Here is a 15,755-nt window from a genome sequence, read left to right on the forward strand (position 1 = left end):
GGGACCCGCGACCGCGCAGCGGGGATCATCGCAGCACCGGATCGGCGAGGGCGAGCAGTTCGAGATCCGCCCGACTGGCTGCGCCCTCCCAGTCGCCGGTCGCCATGCAGGCGAAGGCGCCGGCGATGCAGGCGAACTCGAGACGGTGCTCGGTGGACTTCCCCTCGAGCAGCGCGGTCAGGTACCCGGCGACGAATGCGTCACCTGCCCCGACCGTGTCGACGACAGGAACCTGCGGCGGCGTCGCCGAGCGGTACTCGCCGTCGACGAACGCGGTCGCGCCTGCGGCACCGTTCTTGATGACAACCTCCCGGGGCCCGAGCGCAGCGATCGAGCCGGCCAGCACCTCGAGGTCCGGGTCGGCGTCGACGAACAACTCCGCCTCCTCGGGCCCCGCGAACAGCAGGTCGACCTGCGGCAGCAGGCGGCCGAGGCGCTCGCTCGCCTCGGTGATCGACCACAGTCCGGCCCGGTAGTTGACGTCCATGCTGACCAGCACGCCCGCGGCACGCGCGACCGCGATGGCGTGGTTCACCGCTGCTGCGGCGGAGGCGGAGAGGGCGGGAGTGATACCCGTGACATGCAGGACGCCTGCGGCCGCGAGGACGGCGTCGTCGATGTCGGCGGCCGACAAGGCCGACCCGGCGCTGCCCGCGCGGTAGTACGAGACCTGCTGGTGCAGCGGCGTGCGCCGTTCCTTCACCATCACGCCGGTGCGCAGCAGCGGATCGCGGACGGCGTGCACCTCGACGCCCTCGCCACGGAGCGACCGCACGATCTCGTCGCCGAACGAGTCGGTGCCGACCCGGCCGAACCACGCCACTGGAACACCGAGCCGGCTCAGGCCGATCGCGACGTTCGACTCGGCGCCGCCGATGCGGAAGTCGAACTCCGCTCCCGAGCGCAGCGATCCCGGGCCGGATGCGGCGAAGAGGGCGAGCGTCTCCCCGAGCGTGACCACGCCACGGCTCTCGGGTGGCGCGGTCGCAACCGGGTCGGTAGTCATCGCGAGTCCGCGGACCCTGCGCTGTCGACCGCGTCGCGGCAGCGACGGGCGCGACTGGCGAGCTCGGCCAGGTCCCCTCCGCGCAGGGAGTCGCCGAGCAGCTCGCCGCCCAGGCTGACCGCGATCGCACCGGCCGCCAGCCACTCCGGGATGGAGTCGATGCTCACGCCTCCGGACGGCATGAGGGGGATGTCGGGGAACGGGCCCGCGATCGACCGGAAGTAGGCGGGTCCCAGGGACGACGCGGGGAAGACCTTGACGGCGGTCGCGCCCGCGTTCCATCCCGCCTGGATCTCGGTCGGGGTGTACGCGCCGGGGAAGACGGCGCGGCCCGCACCGCTGGCAACCTGGATCACGTCCGGCTGCACCGTGGGGGTGACGAGGAACGCCGCTCCGGCGTCGAGGACCGCGATCGCTACGTCCCTGGACAGCACGGTGCCGACACCGATCTCGGCCCGCCCGGCGTACTGCCGGACGAGCTGCTGCACCACCTCGGTCGTGCCGGGCGTGGTCAGGGTGAGTTCGATCGAGGTGATGCCGGCGTCGACGAGCACGTCGATGACCGGCCGGTAGCGCTCCGCATGGTCGGCTCGCAGCACGGCGACCGCACGCCCGGCGAGCAGAAGGGGGCTGGGCGGCACCCGCGTGGCCGCAGCGGTCGCCGTCACCGCGCGCCCTCGATCAGGTCGGCATCGACGGCGCTCCCACGGATGAGCGTCGTGAGGCGGCGGTGATACTCGACGTCCCGCCACAGCTCCACGAACTGCGGACCGCTGAAGTTGGACACCGCGATCCCGGTCCACCGGCCGGTCGCGGCGGCGTACCGGACCGCGCGCTCATTCAGGTCCTTCACCCAATCCCACTGGAGCCCCGGCCAGTCCTTGTAGTCGATGATCGACCAGCACTCGGTCGTGACGACCGGCTTGCCCGACACCCGCGACCATTCAGCCACCCGGTCGATCTCGGCGAAGAGGGTCGCATCGAACCGCTCCTGCTCGGCCAGGTACACCTGGCGGCCGCGGAGCACCACGTTGTCGTACCCGACCGAGTCGTACCGCTCGAAGGCGTACCCGACCTTCGTGTAGTAGTCCGAGGTGCCCGCCATCCAGATGTGCGGCTCGAGGAAGTCGAATGCGGCGACCTCGATGTCGGGATAGTCCTCGTACGTGGCGGAGAAGGAGTACGTGTAGTCCAGATCGGGGTACTGCTCGCGGACCAACTCGATCGACTCGCGCATCCAGGCCCCGACCCGCGGGTGGGTCAGGGGGAAGCCGGGTCCGTTGTCCGTGCCGTACAGGAACGGCGCCCAGACCGGCAGCGGGAACTCGTTGCAGAGGTCGACGGCGACGACGGAGCCGAGCAGCCCGGCCCGGTCGATGTGACGGATCGTGTCGGTCCATACGCGAGCGATGTCGGCGGGGGTCGCAAGGCGCATGCGCACGTCGTCCGCGTCCTGACGGAACCAGGTGGACAGCGCGACGTCCACCCCGTGACGCTTCGCTGCGGCGATGAAGTCGAGCAGCGCCGGCAGCAGCTGCACCGTGACGACGGACTGCGCGCCCCAGGCCTGCTGATTCCAGAAGGGGAGCAGGGTCCAGGTGCGCTCGGGGTCGGCGGAGACCAGGTGCGGGAACGCGTCGATCCTGACCAGGTCGTAGCCGCGGTCGGCGAGCTCGGCGAGCGCGACGTCCCAGTCCTCGTATCCGGCGCCCGCCCAGCGCCGTTCGAGCCACGAGAAGTCCCACATCGTGACCGCGCGCACGCGTCCGTCGATCGTGATCGTCATCGATACGTTCTCTTTCTCACGAGGTGCCGGAGCGTGAGCCGGGGCGCCGGCCGACCGCTTGAGCGGGTCCGTCGCGGTGCGATCCTAGTATGGTCATACCGGCTCGACCAGGTGTTGTCGGCAGGGTTGCGGGGTCGCTCGCGAGCAGGGCCGAAGGAGTTCCAGCATGAAGATCCAGACCGCCGAGGTCGTGGTGTGCAGTCCCGGTCGGAACTTCGTGACGCTCGTGCTGACGACCGATGACGGACTCGTCGGTGTGGGGGATGCGACCGTGAACGGCCGCGAGCTGGCGGTCGCCAGTTACCTGCGCGACCATGTCGCGCCACTGCTCATCGGGCGCGATGCGCACGCGATCGAGGACACCTGGCAGTACCTCTACCGAGGCGTGTACTGGCGTCGCGGTCCGATCACGATGGCCGCGATCGCCGCCGTGGACACCGCGCTCTGGGACCTGAAGGGCCAGGCCGCCGGCCTGCCGCTGTATCAGCTGCTCGGCGGCCGCAGTCGAACCGGTATCCGGGCGTACGGCCACGCACAGGGGCAGTCCGTCGGGGCACTCGTCGACTCCGTGCACGCGCTGCAGGAGCAGGGCTTCACCGCGGTCCGTGTGCAGGTTTCGACACCCGGCCTCGGACCGGGCTACGGAGTACCGGAGCAGGCGCAGATCGGCCTGTACGAGCCGGCCCGCTCGGGCGCCGCGCCCGCGGAAGAGCTGTGGGACGCCGGCCCGTACCTCCGGAACATGCCGAAGGTCTTCGACAGCCTGCGGTCGGCGTTCGGGCCGGAGCTTTCGATCCTGCACGACGTGCACCACCGGTTGACGCCGATCCAGGCCGCGCGCCTCGGCAAGTCGTTGGAGGAGTACGACCCGTTCTGGCTGGAGGACCTCACCCCGGCCGAGAACCAGCAGGCGTTCCGCCTCATACGGCAGCACACCACTGTGCCGCTCGCCACCGGCGAGATCTTCAACACCGTCTTCGACTACCTGACGCTGTTCTCCGAGCAGTTGATCGACTACGCGCGATCCGCCGTCACCCACGCGGGCGGCATCACCGGGTTGAAGCGTATTCTCGAACTCGCATCCATCCACCAGATCAAGAGCGCGATCCACGGGCCGACCGATATCTCGCCTATCGGCCTCGGTGCCGCCCTGCATCTGGACGCGGCGATCCACAACTTCGGCATCCAGGAATTCATGCAGCACGTCGACAGCACGTACGACGTGTTCGACGTGGGGTACACGTTCGAGCACGGACAGTTCCAGCCCGGGGAACGCCCCGGTCACGGCGTCCGGTTCGACATCGAGGCGGCGAAGCGGTTCCCCTACCGCCAGGCGTACCTGCCGGTCAGCCGACTGCTCGACGGCACGGTGCACGACTGGTGAATGCCGCGGGGGAACGATCCTCGGGGGTCGCACCTCCGAGCCGGACGAGGTTCGAGGCCGACCTGATCCGGCAGATCCTGAGCGGCGCGTACGCCGATCACGAGAAGCTGCCGAGCGAGCGCGAACTGTCGGTCACGAGTGGACTGTCCCGGCCCGTCGTCCGCGAGGTGCTGCGAGGGCTGGTCGAACGAGGTCTCATCCAGGTGATCCCGGCTCGCGGGGCGTTCGTCCGCATCCCCGACTCGATGCACCTGGCCGAGATGATGGGTTCCGTCGCGCGCCATCAGCGGGCTACGCCGCGCGACCTGGTGGAAGCTCGCGAGATGGTGGAGTCGCGATCGGCGTTCGGCGCGGCCACCAGGGCCTCGCCTGCGGATGTCGCACGACTCCGCGAACTGGTGCGGGCGTTCGACCATGGCGGCACCACGATCGATCGGGCGCGGTCCGACCTGGCGTTCCACGCCTCCATCGCGAAGTTGTCGGGCAACCCCGTGCTCGCCGTCATGTTCGGGGCGATCACGCCCATGGTCCTCGATCTGCAGCTGCGCAGCCTCGGCGACCCGGTCGTGCTGGGACTCGGCGCACCGCTGCACAACGACGTCGTGGAGGCGATCGCGGCCGGCGACGCGGAGGCGGCGGCGGCTGCGATGTCCGCGCACGTCACCCTGGCGCTCCAGCTGTACGGCGACGACCTCGACGTCCCGCTGGACGTGCTGGCGGAGGACCGGCTCGCCACGGTCCTGGGCGAGCACGGACGACTCGAGGACATGATCGAGGACGTCCTCAGTTCGACCCGGACCTCCTGACGACACGCTGTTCGCCCGGTGTCTGCCGATCAGTGCAGTGCATACCGATCAGGGCGGTGCATGCCGATCAGCACTGACGGCACTGCCAGCAACTGGTCATACCGGTCAGAGCGAGTTGCGGATAAGCTCCCCCCGTCGGCGTCGTCCTCGCCGGCCTCCGGCCCATCCGTCACGCAGATGGGTGCGGGGACAGCACACAGCCCGACCGCTTGACGTCCGATTCGTCGCCGCACTCAACGCTGAGGAGCACTCAGGGTTGAGCGGCACCGTCGGCCGAGGGTCCCCCACGAGGAGAAACAGATGAACAACGAAGTGTCAAATGCCTTCAGCCGCCGTAACGTTCTGGGCCTCGCGGCCCTCGCCGCAGCGGTCCCGCTGCTGGCGGCCTGTTCTCCCGGAGGAGCCGGCGGTGGCAGTTCCGCGGCACTGAAGTTCTGGGACATGCCCTGGGGCGCCGACGCCTTCCTCGCCGCGGAGAAGGCGCTCGTTGCGACGTACAAGCCGGCCAAGGGCCTGCCGGCCGCCAAGTACCAGCTCATCCAGTGGGACAACTTCTACCAGACCTTCAGCGCCGCAGTGGCGTCGAAGACCGGGCCGGCAGTCAGCTCCGGCGGCGGGTTCCAGGCGTTCCAGCTCGCCGATCAGGGTGCCATCGCCTACGCCGACAAGGTCGTCGACGCCATGAAGAAGAACGGGATGTATGACGACTTCATCCCGGGGCTGATCGACAGCTTCAAGACGGACAAGGGCTACGTCGCCATCCCGTGGTCCATCGACATCCGAGTGCTGTGGTACCAGAAGTCGGTGCTCGAGAAGGCCGGGGCCGAGGTCCCCACGGACTGGGATTCGCTGCGTGCTGCGGGTCTCGCGCTGAAGAAGATCGGGGCCTACGGCTTCGGCACGGGAGCCGGCAGCGGCAACGGCATCGGCAACCAGTCCGTCATGACCATGATCCTGAACAACGGAGGCGGGCTGTTCGACGAGGCCGGCAAGCCGAACACGGTGACCCCCGCGAACGTCGAGGCCGTCGACTTCCTGCTCGGACTCGCGAAGGACGGCATCATCGACCCGAACTCGATCAGCTACACGAGCGACAACATGCTGGCGCAGTGGAAGAACAAGAAATTCGGTATCGGTGTCTCCAACCCGGGCCTGGCCACGGACACGGGATCCACCGACGGCGACCTGCTGGTCATGAGCCCGCTGACGAGTGCCAGCGGTAAAAAGGGCACGATCGTCTACATCCCGAACCTGATGATGTACACGAACACGCCGTCGCAGGAAGGTTCCGAGGCGTTCCTGCTCTGGTACCTGCAGAACATCAAGAAGTACTGGGCGGCGGGCGTCGCGCCGCTGCTGCCGGCATTCAACTCGATCGCGGCACTGCCGGAGTTCCAGAAGGACACCCAGGGAGTCAAGATCATCAAGGAGTGGGCCCCCATCGCCAAGACCCTGGCGGCCAACTCTCCGAAGCAGTTCGCAGCGCTCGCCGCCCTCGACGGAGGCAGTGCCATCAACCAGTTCGCCCAGACCGTGCTCGCCGGCAAGGGCACGGCGACGGCGGCCCTGAAGACGCTGGAGACGGGGCTGAACGCGGTCGTCAAATGACGGACCCGATCGGGAGCGTCGAGTTCGGGGACGATGAGTTCGACGGCCTGATCGGCCGGCTCTCGCTCGAGGAGAAGGTGCTCGTGCTCACCGGGGCCAGCGCCTGGGCGACCGCACCGCTGCCGTCGATCGGGCTTGCGGCGATGGTGCTGTCGGACGGTCCGAGCGGCGTGCGCGGCGCGACGTGGGACGAGCGCGATCCCTCGCTGGGCCTGCCGTCCGGAACGGCGCTGTCGGCGAGCTGGGACCGCCGGCTCGCCCGCCGCTACGGCGGTGTCGCCGGCGGAGAGGCGCGGCGCAAGGGGGTGGCCGTCGTGCTGGGGCCCATGATCAACCTGCACCGGTCGCCCCTCGGCGGCAGGTCGTTCGAGGCGTTCAGCGAAGATCCGCTGCTGACCGCCGAGCTCGCCGCCGCGTACGTCGAAGGCATCCAGGAGCGCGGCGTCGCCGCGACGCTGAAGCACTACATCGCCAACGACTCCGAGACGGACCGCTTCACCACCGACGTCCATGTCGACGACCGGCCGTTGCGCGAGCTCTACCTCGCCGCCTTCGAGCGGGGCGTCCGCGATGCCGGCGCCTGGGCGGTGATGAGCGCCTACAACTCCGTCAACGGGGTCACCAACACCGAGAACGACCTGCTGACGACTCCGCTCACCACGGAGTGGGGCTTCGACGGGGTCGTGGTCAGCGACTGGACCGCGGTGCGAAGCCTCGCCAGCGCCCTCACACCCCAGGACCTCGCCATGCCGGGACCCGAGGGTCCGTGGGGCGCAGCGCTCGTGGCCGCGGTCCGGGACGGGCGCGTGCCGGAGCAGCTCGTCGACGCCAAGGTGCGGCGCATCCTGCGCCTGGCGGCCCGCGTCGGCGCTCTGGACGGGTACGAGGCAGCGCCGGTCGGCGTCGTCGAGGACGGCGTCGCGTTCGCCCGCAGCGCGGCGGCCGAGGGCATGGTGCTGCTCCGCAACGACGGCCTGCTGCCGCTCGCCGTAGCCTCACTCACCCGCATCGCCGTGATCGGTGAGAACGCGGTGCAGGCCCGCGTGCAGGGCGGCGGCAGTGCGACGGTGCTGCTGGAGCATGCGGTGAGCCCGCTCGAGGGCCTGCGATCGGCCCTGGTTCCGACCGCGATCGTCGAGCACCGGCTCGGCGCGAAGGTGCTCGACGGCTTCGCCGCCTTCGAACCGGATCGGATGACGAACCCGGTGACCGGTGAGCCGGGCGCCAGGGTCACCTACCTGGATGCGGACGGCGAGACGCTGTACGCGGAGGACCGGTTCGCCGGCCTGATCATGGAGTTCGAGCCGAGTGAGATCAACCGGCGCCGCGCATCCATGGTCTTCCAGACGCGCTATCGGCCCGACGCCACGGAGGAGTTGCTCCTCGGGTTCGCCTCCCCCGGCACGGGCAAGGTCTTCGTCGACGGCGTGCTGGTGCTCGATGCGACGATCGCCGATGAGGCGGATCAGGTGCAGGGGTTCTTCTTCCCGCCGTTCGCAACGACTCCGGTCGCGGTCACTGCCGACCAGCCGATCGATCTGCGGTTCGAGTTCGTCCCCGGAGCGATCATCGACGGAGTGCCCGGCTCGATCACGGTGACCTTCGGCACGGAATCACGTCCGCCGTCCGCGGCGGACGGCGACGATCTGATCGGGGAGGCCGTGGCACTCGCCCGCGAGGCCGACGTCGCCGTGGTCGTCGTCGGCACGACGGAGCAGTTGGAGAGCGAGGGCTACGACCGCACCGATCTGCGCCTCCCCGGCCGTCAGGACGAGCTCGTGCACGCTGTTGCAGCTGCGAACTCCCGCACCATCGTCGTCGTGAACGCGGGTGCGCCGGTCGAGATGCCGTGGCGCGACGAGGTGGCCGCGGTCGTGCTGGTCTGGTTCGGCGGTCAGGAGCTGGGCCACGCGCTGGCCGACGTGCTGCTGGGCCGCACGGAACCCGGAGGTCGCCTGCCGACGACGTGGCCGGCACGGCTCGCCGACGCTCCGGTGGTCGACGTGACACCGGTGGACGGCGTCGTGCGCTACGACGAGGGGATCCACATCGGTTACCGGGCGTGGCTACGCGCCGATGCCGAACCGGCCTACCCCTTCGGACACGGGCTGGGCTACACGACCTGGACCGTCGGACCCGCGCGCGTCGAGCAGACACCGACCGGCGTCGACGTCGTCGCGGACGTCACCAACTCCGGCGGGCGGCACGGCAAGCAGGTGCTGCAGGCGTACGCGCGCCGACCGGACTCGGCGGTGGACCGGCCAGAGCGGTGGCTGATCGGGTTCGACACGGTGCGGGCCGACCCGGGCGAGACCCGACGCGTCCGGATCTCCGCGCCCCTGCGCGAGTTCGCATATTGGGATGACGGATGGATCGTCGAGCCGGGCGACTACGAGGTGCGGGTCGGCACCTCCGTGATCGACCTCGGCGAGCCGGTCGTCGCGGCGATCGATGAGGCCGCGGCACCGGTGCGCTCCCCCTCCTGAATCGAGGCGTCGAGTCGGGCCTCGTGTAAGTTCGGCCGCCGTGCGCCTGCTGAGTCTCGCCCTGCGCGGACTGTGGTGGCGGCGCGCCACCTCGGCGGCGTTGCTGGTCGTGGCCGCGATCACCACCATCGCCGCAGCCGCGGGGCCGCTCTACGCCGCCGCTGCGAGCGATGCCGTGCTGCAACGGGCGCTGCGGGTGGCTCCGGTCGGATCCGACGGCACGGGGATCGAGGTGATCGCCGACCAGACCGGCAGGCCTTCGACCCAGCCGTTGCGGGAGGCAGTGGTGGCCGCGTTCACCGGAGCCGCGCGGGCCGCCTACCCGAGCCCGGTCATGCAGCTGTCGATCACGCAGCGCGGGGTCATCCAGCGAACCGGCCGGCCCGCGCAGATCGAACTGACCGACCGCGACGGATTCTGCGGCCACGTGCGGGCGATCACCGGCGCGTGCGTGTCCGCGGCGGATCGGACCGGGTTCGTCGTCGACGCCGCCACCGCCCGCGAGCGGCAGCTGCGGGTCGGGCAGACCATCACGGTGCCCGACCCGCGCAGCACGGAGTCCCCGGATATCCGGCTCCAACTGCGCGGCATCGTCGAGCGGCGCGTGCCGACGGACCGCTACTGGTTCGGCGACTCCGGTGCCTCCGCGTCCGGTTCGGGGGATGCGGAGGCGCTGCAGGCGTGGGTGCCGACGGCCTACTTCTCGGCGATGAAGGCGGAGTCGGGCGACGGCATCATCGCCACGGCCGATCTCGCACTCGCGCCGGGTGCGATCCACGCGAGCGGCGTCGGCGCGTTCCGCAGGTCCCTCGACGCCGCCACCAGGCGGGTGAAGACCGACGGTCCCGCCCGCCCGTCGGTGTCGAGCGGCGTGGATCGGATCGTCGCCGGTGGCCTGTCCGGCGGCTCCCGGCTCGCCCTGCCGATCGCGGTCGTCGTCGCGGAGCTGCTGGTGCTCGGCTGGTACCTGCTGCACACGCTGGTCAGCAGCGCGGCCGAAGCCCGCGGCGCCGAAGTGGCGCTGGGCAAGCTGCGGGGCCTGACGCCGCGGGCCACGGCCGTGTTCACGCTGCTGGAACCCGCGCTGCTGCTCGTCGTCGCGGTTCCGGTGGGTGTACTCGGTGCGCTGCTCGCGGTTCGGGGCCTTGCTCCGTCGGTCATCGGTGCGGATGCGCAGATCCGGCTGGGGCCGCTGCCCTGGGCCGCGGCCGCCGCGGCCGCCGCAGGCGGACTGGTCGCGGCGGTCGCCGGCAGCATCGCGGTGCTGCGGCGTCCCGTGCTGGAGCAATGGCGACGCACGACGCGGCGGCCGGCCCGCAGGGCGGCGGTGCTGGAGGCCGTCGTCGTCGTCCTGGCGGTCGCCGGAGTCGTGCAGCTACGCCTCTCCGGCGCATTGGACGGCGGCCGCAGCAGCGGGATCGCCCTGCTCGCGCCGGCCCTGCTGACCATCGCCGGGGCGATCGTGGCGAGTCGGCTGGTGGCCCCCGTCGCCCGGCTGGCCTTCGCCGCCACTCGCGCGTCCGGGGCGGTGGCGACGTTCATCGGCGTCCGTCAGTTGGCGCGCCGTCCGGCTGGCAGGCGCACCTTCGGGGTGCTCGCCGTCGCGGTGGCGATGGCGGTCTTCGGCGTCAGCAGCGCGGCTGTGCTGGCGCAGAACCGGCAGGACCGCGCGCTCATCGACATCGGTGCGCCGACGGTTCTCCACGTGGTCCGCGACAGCCGCACGATCGCCCGGGTGCGTGCTGTCGACGGGGGCGCACAGCGGATCACAGCCGTGTCGCAGGCGGAGACGAACGTGTCGTCGATCACCGGCGTGTTCGACAGCGCCGCGACCGCGAGCGCGTCGCCCTCGGTGCTGGTGGTCGATCCGGCGTCGTTCGGGTCCGTGGCCTACTGGCGCGGGGACTTCGGCTCCGCCCCGCTGACCCGTCTGCTGCATCCGCTGACCGCGCCGACGCCGGCGATGCCCACGGTCACGGGGACGTCGCTGGCCCTCGACGTCGCCGCATCGTCGGTGCCGGCGTCGCTGACCCTGGCGGTCGACCTGACCGATGCCCGCGGTTCCCCGGTCACGGCTCGACTCGGCACGCTGCGCGCGGGCAGCCGGACGTACTCCGCCCGGATCGCGGCGTGCGCGGCCGGATGCCAGCTACGTCGGGTCTATGTCACCCGGCCGGACGACGTCATCGGGGTGCTGATCACCTCGTTCACCGTCCGTGCGGTGCGGGTGTCCGGCGGTACCGCGCCGTCGATGCGGCCCGCACTGACGGCCGTGCAGTGGTCCCCCCTGAATCCCACTCCGGAGCTGCAGACCGACCCGGCGGAGACGATCGCCACCACCCCTGCGGGCCTGGCCGTCACCATCGCCGTAAGTGGGCAGCCGAACGATGGCGTTCCGGGCTTCGGGGCCGTCGCGGGAGCGGTGACTCGGCAGCCGGCGCTGGTCGCGTCGAGGCTCATCACGGGCGATACGAGGGACACCGTGACCGTCGACTCCCCCGGCGGCCAGCAGTTCGCCGTCGACCCGTCGGGACGGGTGCAGGTCGTTCCCCGGGCAGGCGACGGCGGCATCGTGCTGGCGCGCGACTGGGTCGCGGCCGCATCCCCCTCCGGCTACCTGGGCGTCGCTCCCGACCAGGTCTGGCTGGGGGCCGATGCCCCCGTGGACACCGTCGGCCGGCTGCGGCGGGCCGGCGTCGTCGTCACGAGCATCCAGCGTGCCGACGACCGCGCCGTGGAATTCGCCCGGCAGGGGCCGGCCTTCTCGACCGCACTGACCGTCGCCGGCGGAGTCGTCGCGGTCCTGCTCGCGGGAGCCACCGCCGTGCTGAGCCTCGCGCTGCTCGCCCGGCGGCGCATCTTCGAACTCTCGGCGATGCGTGCGCTCGGCATCGGTACGCGTCGGCTGGTCGGCTCCGTGGTCGTGGAGCAGGCGGCGCTCGTCGTGGGGGCGACGATCACCGGCGTGCTGCTCGGGGCGGCGAGCGCGGCGCTCGCATTGCCGGCGCTGCCCGCCTACGTCGACGCTCCGGCATACCCGGCGTTCGTGGTCGATCAACCCGTCGGCATCCTGATCCTCGTGGCCGCGATCGTCGTCGTGCTGCTGCTGGTCGCAGTCACCGCGACGGCCGTCCTGCTGGCGCGGGCGGCGTCGCCCTCCCGGCTGCGGGAGGCGGAGGGATGACCGCGGCGGTGAACGTGCAGCAGGCGGTCTGCATCCACCGCACCTCCGCCAGCGAGGTGGTCGCACTGCGCGGGGCCGACCTCACCGTCGAGGAGGGGGAGCTGGTCGCGCTCGTCGGGCCTTCGGGCTCGGGCAAGTCGACCCTGATGGCGATGCTGGGCGGCTTGCTGCGCCCGAGTGCGGGCCGGGTCGAGGTACTCGGTCAAGACCTCGGCAGACTGCCGGAGCGACAGCTGCTGTCCTTCCGCAACCGTGACGTCGGCATGCTGATGCAGGGCCCGGAGCGCAACCTGCTGCCGTACGCGACGGTGCGCGCGAACCTGGACCTGGCGCAGCTCGGTTCCCGAGCCTCGCGCCGGATCCGTCGCGACCGCGCCGACGAGCTGCTCGATGCGGTCGGGCTCGCCGAGGCCGGCGGGAAGACGGTGCGGACCCTGTCGGGCGGCGAGCAGCAGCGGGTGGCGCTCGCCGTGGCGATGGCGGGCGGCCCGCGCCTGCTGCTCGCCGACGAGCCCACCAGCCAGCTCGATCACTCCAACGGTGTGCGGATCGCCGAGCTGCTGCGCCAGACGAGGGATCGGTGGGGCACGACCGTCGTGGTGGTCACGCACGACACCGAACTGGGCGACTCCATGGATCGCAGCCTCGCGATGCGCGACGGACGCATCGGGACCGAGGGCCGCGGCGGCGAGCGGCTCGCGGTGATCGGCCGGGACGGCACGCTGCAGCTGCCGCCGGACCTGCTCGACCGGTTCCCGCCGGGCGGCCGCGCGCGGGTGGTCCGCCGCGCCGACCACATCGAGCTGCACCCCGTCCCGCTCGAGGATGAGGGCAGCTCGTGAGCGGCGGCCTGCGGCTGGACGCAGAGCGCATCGTGCTGCGCCGCGGCGGGGCGACGGTGCTCGACGACGTCGGCGTCGCCGTTCCGGCCGGATCCATCGCGGCACTCACCGGCCCGTCTGGGTCGGGCAAGACGACGCTGCTCACGGTCCTCGCGGCGCTGGAACGGCCGGACGGCGGCTCGGTGCGCTATGACGGCCGTCCGGTGACGCCCGCGGCGCGTGGCCCCTGGGTCGGCCGGGTGCAGATCGCGCACCAGGCCTTCGGACTGCTGTCGCTGCTGTCGTCGGCCGAGAACGTGGAGCTCGCCCTCCAGACGCTCCCGCCCGACCGGCGGCCGGCTCGCTCCGCTGTGCGCACCGCGGCCGCCGAGGCGCTCGCCGCCGTGGGCCTGACCGCCCGCGCCGACCACCTGGTGGAGGAGCTGTCCGGCGGCGAGCAGCAGCGCGTCGCCCTCGCCCGGGCGATGGTCACGACCCCCGAGCTGCTGTTCGCCGACGAACCGACGGCCCAGCTCGACGCCGCCAACCGAGCGGTGGTGGTCGCCCTGCTCCGCAGCATCGCCGACGGCGGCACCACGGTCGTGGTCGCGACCCACGACCCGGACCTGACCGCCGCCTGCGACCTGGTGATCGCGCTCGCCGACGGCCGCGTCCGTCCCCGGCCGAGCCCCGCGACGATCGGGTAGGGGCCGTACCGGACACGCTCGGCACCCTTCGAAGGCGCACTACTCGTCGCCTGCGGGGACGTTGAGCGTCGTGATCTGAACCTCGGACAGTCTGGCGCCCGGCCACAGGTTCACCTCGTGCGCGTTAGCCTGCTCACTCGGAGCCGTAGAGGCTGTATGCCGCAGTAGCTATACGAGGAGTCGTGATGGCGAAGCAGGCGGCCGACACCCTCGGGCTCGACGGCGTGTACCTCGATCCGCTCTGGCGGATCACCACCGAGCTCACTCCGCTGGAGCACGAGCTGCTCGGGTGCTGGTGGGTGCGCCGGCTCGGCTTCGTCGCCCATGCCGGCGCAGCGGCGATCACGACGACGCAGACGTATTCGCGCCTCGAGCACTCCCTGGGCGTGCTCGCGCTGACCGCTCGGTTCGCGCCCGACGACGCCGTGGCGCGTGCCTCCGCCCTGCTGCACGACATCGGTCATCTGCCGTTCAGCCACACCTTCGAGTCGATCGCCGGCGCGGACCACCACCGGCTCGACCATCACCGGCTCGGTCGGGATCGGCTGGCAGAGCTGGACCCGGTACTCCGTCGTCACGGCCTCAGCGCGGACGCGATTCTCGCCCGCGAGACCGAGGACGCGGCACGGCTCCGGAGTCGCCATCAGCTCGGACTCGATCACCTGGACTCGTTCCTTCGCAGCGGCCAGGCCCACGGCCGCACGACCGAGCCGCCGGCCGAGACCCTGAACCGCCTGCGGCTGGTCGACGGCGGCATCGACACGGACGGCGACACAGCGGACTTCCTCGCAGCCCTCATCGCCGCTGAGGCCCTGGCCCAGTGCTCGCCCGCCAACGTCGCACCCCACGCAGTCCTGCGCGACGTCGCCGCCACGCTGCTCGAGGGTGCCAGGGAGAACGCCGGGGAGGACGCCCGGGAGGAGGTCACGAGGATCGCGAGCATGACCGACGACCAGTTCTGGGCGCTGGCGCTTTCGAACCCCCGGACCGCGGCGACGACCGAGCGGCTTCGACGCATGCCCGGCTCGTGGGCGGTGCACCAGCTGGACCCTGGTGATCCCGACCAGCGCGGCGGTCCGGGCGATCCCGGCTCCCGCGCGCCGTGGGGCCTCGAGTACCGGATCGAACGCCTCTACGTCGACCTCCCGACCGTCGACGGACAGGACGCACCACCCCTGCAGGGTCTTCCGACCCTCCCGATCCGCTACCGGGTCAGCGCTCGGCTCGGCTTTCTCGACGGGCAGGGCCGCCTGCCGGAGGACTTCGATCGGATGGACCAGCCGACCATCGCCGCGCTGGTCGACGGCGATCCGCCGCGAACGGACCACCCGACGGCGTTCAGATCCGCACCCCTCGGATGACCGAGTCGGAGCGGGTACCGGAGCGCCCATCCGCATCGCTGATCGTGCGCTCGACCACCTCGCGGGTCTCGAGACGCCACTGATCGCGCGGTAGGGCGAGGTCGCGCTGCACGTCCTCCAGGGTCGGCAGCGCCACGGCGGGGTCGTGCCAGTCGGGCATCGCGGCGTGGCTGAGCACGACGAGCGTTCCGCCGGGGGCGGTCGCCGAGGCCGCCGTGCCCAGGATCCGCGTGCGGTCGAGGGCGACGGGCGAGTGCAGGTACTGCACGGTCACGAGGTCGTACTGCCGCTCGGGCCGCCAGGCCGCGAGGTCCGCCGCCTGCCAATGGGCCGACGCCGTCACGCCGGCCCGAGCCGCGTAATCCGCCGCACGGGCGAGCGCTGTGGGAGCCACGTCGATGCCGAGGACGTCCCAGCCGCGGGCGGCCAGCCAGATGACGTCCGCGCCCTCCCCGCACCCCAGGTCCACGGCCGTTCCGGGACCGAGGTGCTCGACCTCGCGCACGAGCAGCGGGTTCGGGTCGCCGCTCCAGACCTGTCGAGCGCCGTAGAAGCCGTCCCAGAACTGCTGCGCGGTCGTGCCGTCGGGAATGTCGGTGAACATCA

Annotated in this window: 12 protein-coding genes; 8 read left to right on the forward strand and 4 right to left on the reverse strand. The window is 71.4% G+C overall.

Annotated features, from left to right (window positions below):
- Positions 1 to 25: 25 nt before the first annotated feature.
- The 3 genes from ACFE7H_RS08690 to ACFE7H_RS08700 are packed head-to-tail and all read right to left on the reverse strand — an operon-like array spanning position 26 to position 2,792.
- On the reverse strand, positions 26 to 1,006 hold the full coding sequence (locus tag ACFE7H_RS08690; RefSeq protein ID WP_375400835.1) for a sugar kinase: 981 nt from the start codon (positions 1,004 to 1,006) through the stop codon (positions 26 to 28).
- Positions 1,003 to 1,674 carry a bifunctional 4-hydroxy-2-oxoglutarate aldolase/2-dehydro-3-deoxy-phosphogluconate aldolase gene (locus ACFE7H_RS08695; protein WP_375400836.1) on the reverse strand — a complete coding sequence of 224 codons (672 nt, stop codon included), beginning with the start codon at positions 1,672 to 1,674 and terminating at the stop codon, positions 1,003 to 1,005. Before ACFE7H_RS08695 ends, ACFE7H_RS08690 begins: the two co-directional genes overlap by 4 nt.
- Positions 1,671 to 2,792 (reverse strand): cellulase-like family protein, encoded by a 1,122-nt coding sequence (locus ACFE7H_RS08700; protein ID WP_375400837.1) that lies wholly within the window; start codon positions 2,790 to 2,792, stop codon positions 1,671 to 1,673. Before ACFE7H_RS08700 ends, ACFE7H_RS08695 begins: the two co-directional genes overlap by 4 nt.
- Before the next feature lie 166 nt (positions 2,793 to 2,958).
- Here ACFE7H_RS08700 and manD point away from each other — a divergent pair, with 166 nt between their 5' ends.
- From manD to ACFE7H_RS08740, 8 genes are all read left to right on the forward strand, one after another.
- Positions 2,959 to 4,176, forward strand: coding sequence for a D-mannonate dehydratase ManD (manD, locus tag ACFE7H_RS08705; protein WP_375400838.1), 1,218 nt, complete (start codon positions 2,959 to 2,961; stop codon positions 4,174 to 4,176).
- Complete coding sequence (locus ACFE7H_RS08710) at positions 4,173 to 4,982, forward strand: FadR/GntR family transcriptional regulator (protein WP_375400839.1); 810 nt, start codon at positions 4,173 to 4,175, stop codon at positions 4,980 to 4,982. Before manD ends, ACFE7H_RS08710 begins: the two co-directional genes overlap by 4 nt.
- 300 nt (positions 4,983 to 5,282) lie before the next feature.
- A complete protein-coding gene (locus tag ACFE7H_RS08715) occupies positions 5,283 to 6,590 on the forward strand; it encodes an ABC transporter substrate-binding protein (RefSeq protein ID WP_375400840.1) in 1,308 nt (435 codons plus the stop codon).
- Positions 6,587 to 9,076 (forward strand): beta-glucosidase, encoded by a 2,490-nt coding sequence (locus tag ACFE7H_RS08720; RefSeq protein WP_375400841.1) that lies wholly within the window; start codon positions 6,587 to 6,589, stop codon positions 9,074 to 9,076. Before ACFE7H_RS08715 ends, ACFE7H_RS08720 begins: the two co-directional genes overlap by 4 nt.
- A gap of 40 nt (positions 9,077 to 9,116) precedes the next feature.
- A complete protein-coding gene (locus ACFE7H_RS08725; protein WP_375400842.1) occupies positions 9,117 to 12,260 on the forward strand; it encodes an FtsX-like permease family protein in 3,144 nt (1,047 codons plus the stop codon).
- Entirely contained in the window at positions 12,257 to 13,102 is an 846-nt protein-coding gene (locus ACFE7H_RS08730; RefSeq protein ID WP_375400843.1) for an ABC transporter ATP-binding protein, read from the forward strand. The genes ACFE7H_RS08725 and ACFE7H_RS08730 overlap by 4 nt, the downstream gene beginning before the upstream one ends.
- The gene (locus ACFE7H_RS08735; protein ID WP_375400844.1) at positions 13,099 to 13,788 is read left to right on the forward strand and encodes an ABC transporter ATP-binding protein; all 690 of its coding nucleotides are present in this window, start codon (positions 13,099 to 13,101) and stop codon (positions 13,786 to 13,788) included. Before ACFE7H_RS08730 ends, ACFE7H_RS08735 begins: the two co-directional genes overlap by 4 nt.
- 185 nt (positions 13,789 to 13,973) lie before the next feature.
- On the forward strand, positions 13,974 to 15,149 hold the full coding sequence (locus ACFE7H_RS08740; RefSeq protein WP_375400845.1) for an HD domain-containing protein: 1,176 nt from the start codon (positions 13,974 to 13,976) through the stop codon (positions 15,147 to 15,149).
- Here ACFE7H_RS08740 and ACFE7H_RS08745 read toward each other — a convergent pair.
- Positions 15,127 to 15,753: a class I SAM-dependent methyltransferase gene (locus ACFE7H_RS08745; protein WP_375400846.1), complete on the reverse strand. Its 627-nt coding sequence runs from the start codon at positions 15,751 to 15,753 to the stop codon at positions 15,127 to 15,129. The genes ACFE7H_RS08740 and ACFE7H_RS08745 overlap by 23 nt on opposite strands.
- Positions 15,754 to 15,755 lie beyond the last annotated feature (2 nt).

It is taken from the genome of uncultured Amnibacterium sp. (assembly GCF_964250715.1).
In the GTDB taxonomy this organism is placed as follows: domain Bacteria; phylum Actinomycetota; class Actinomycetes; order Actinomycetales; family Microbacteriaceae; genus Amnibacterium.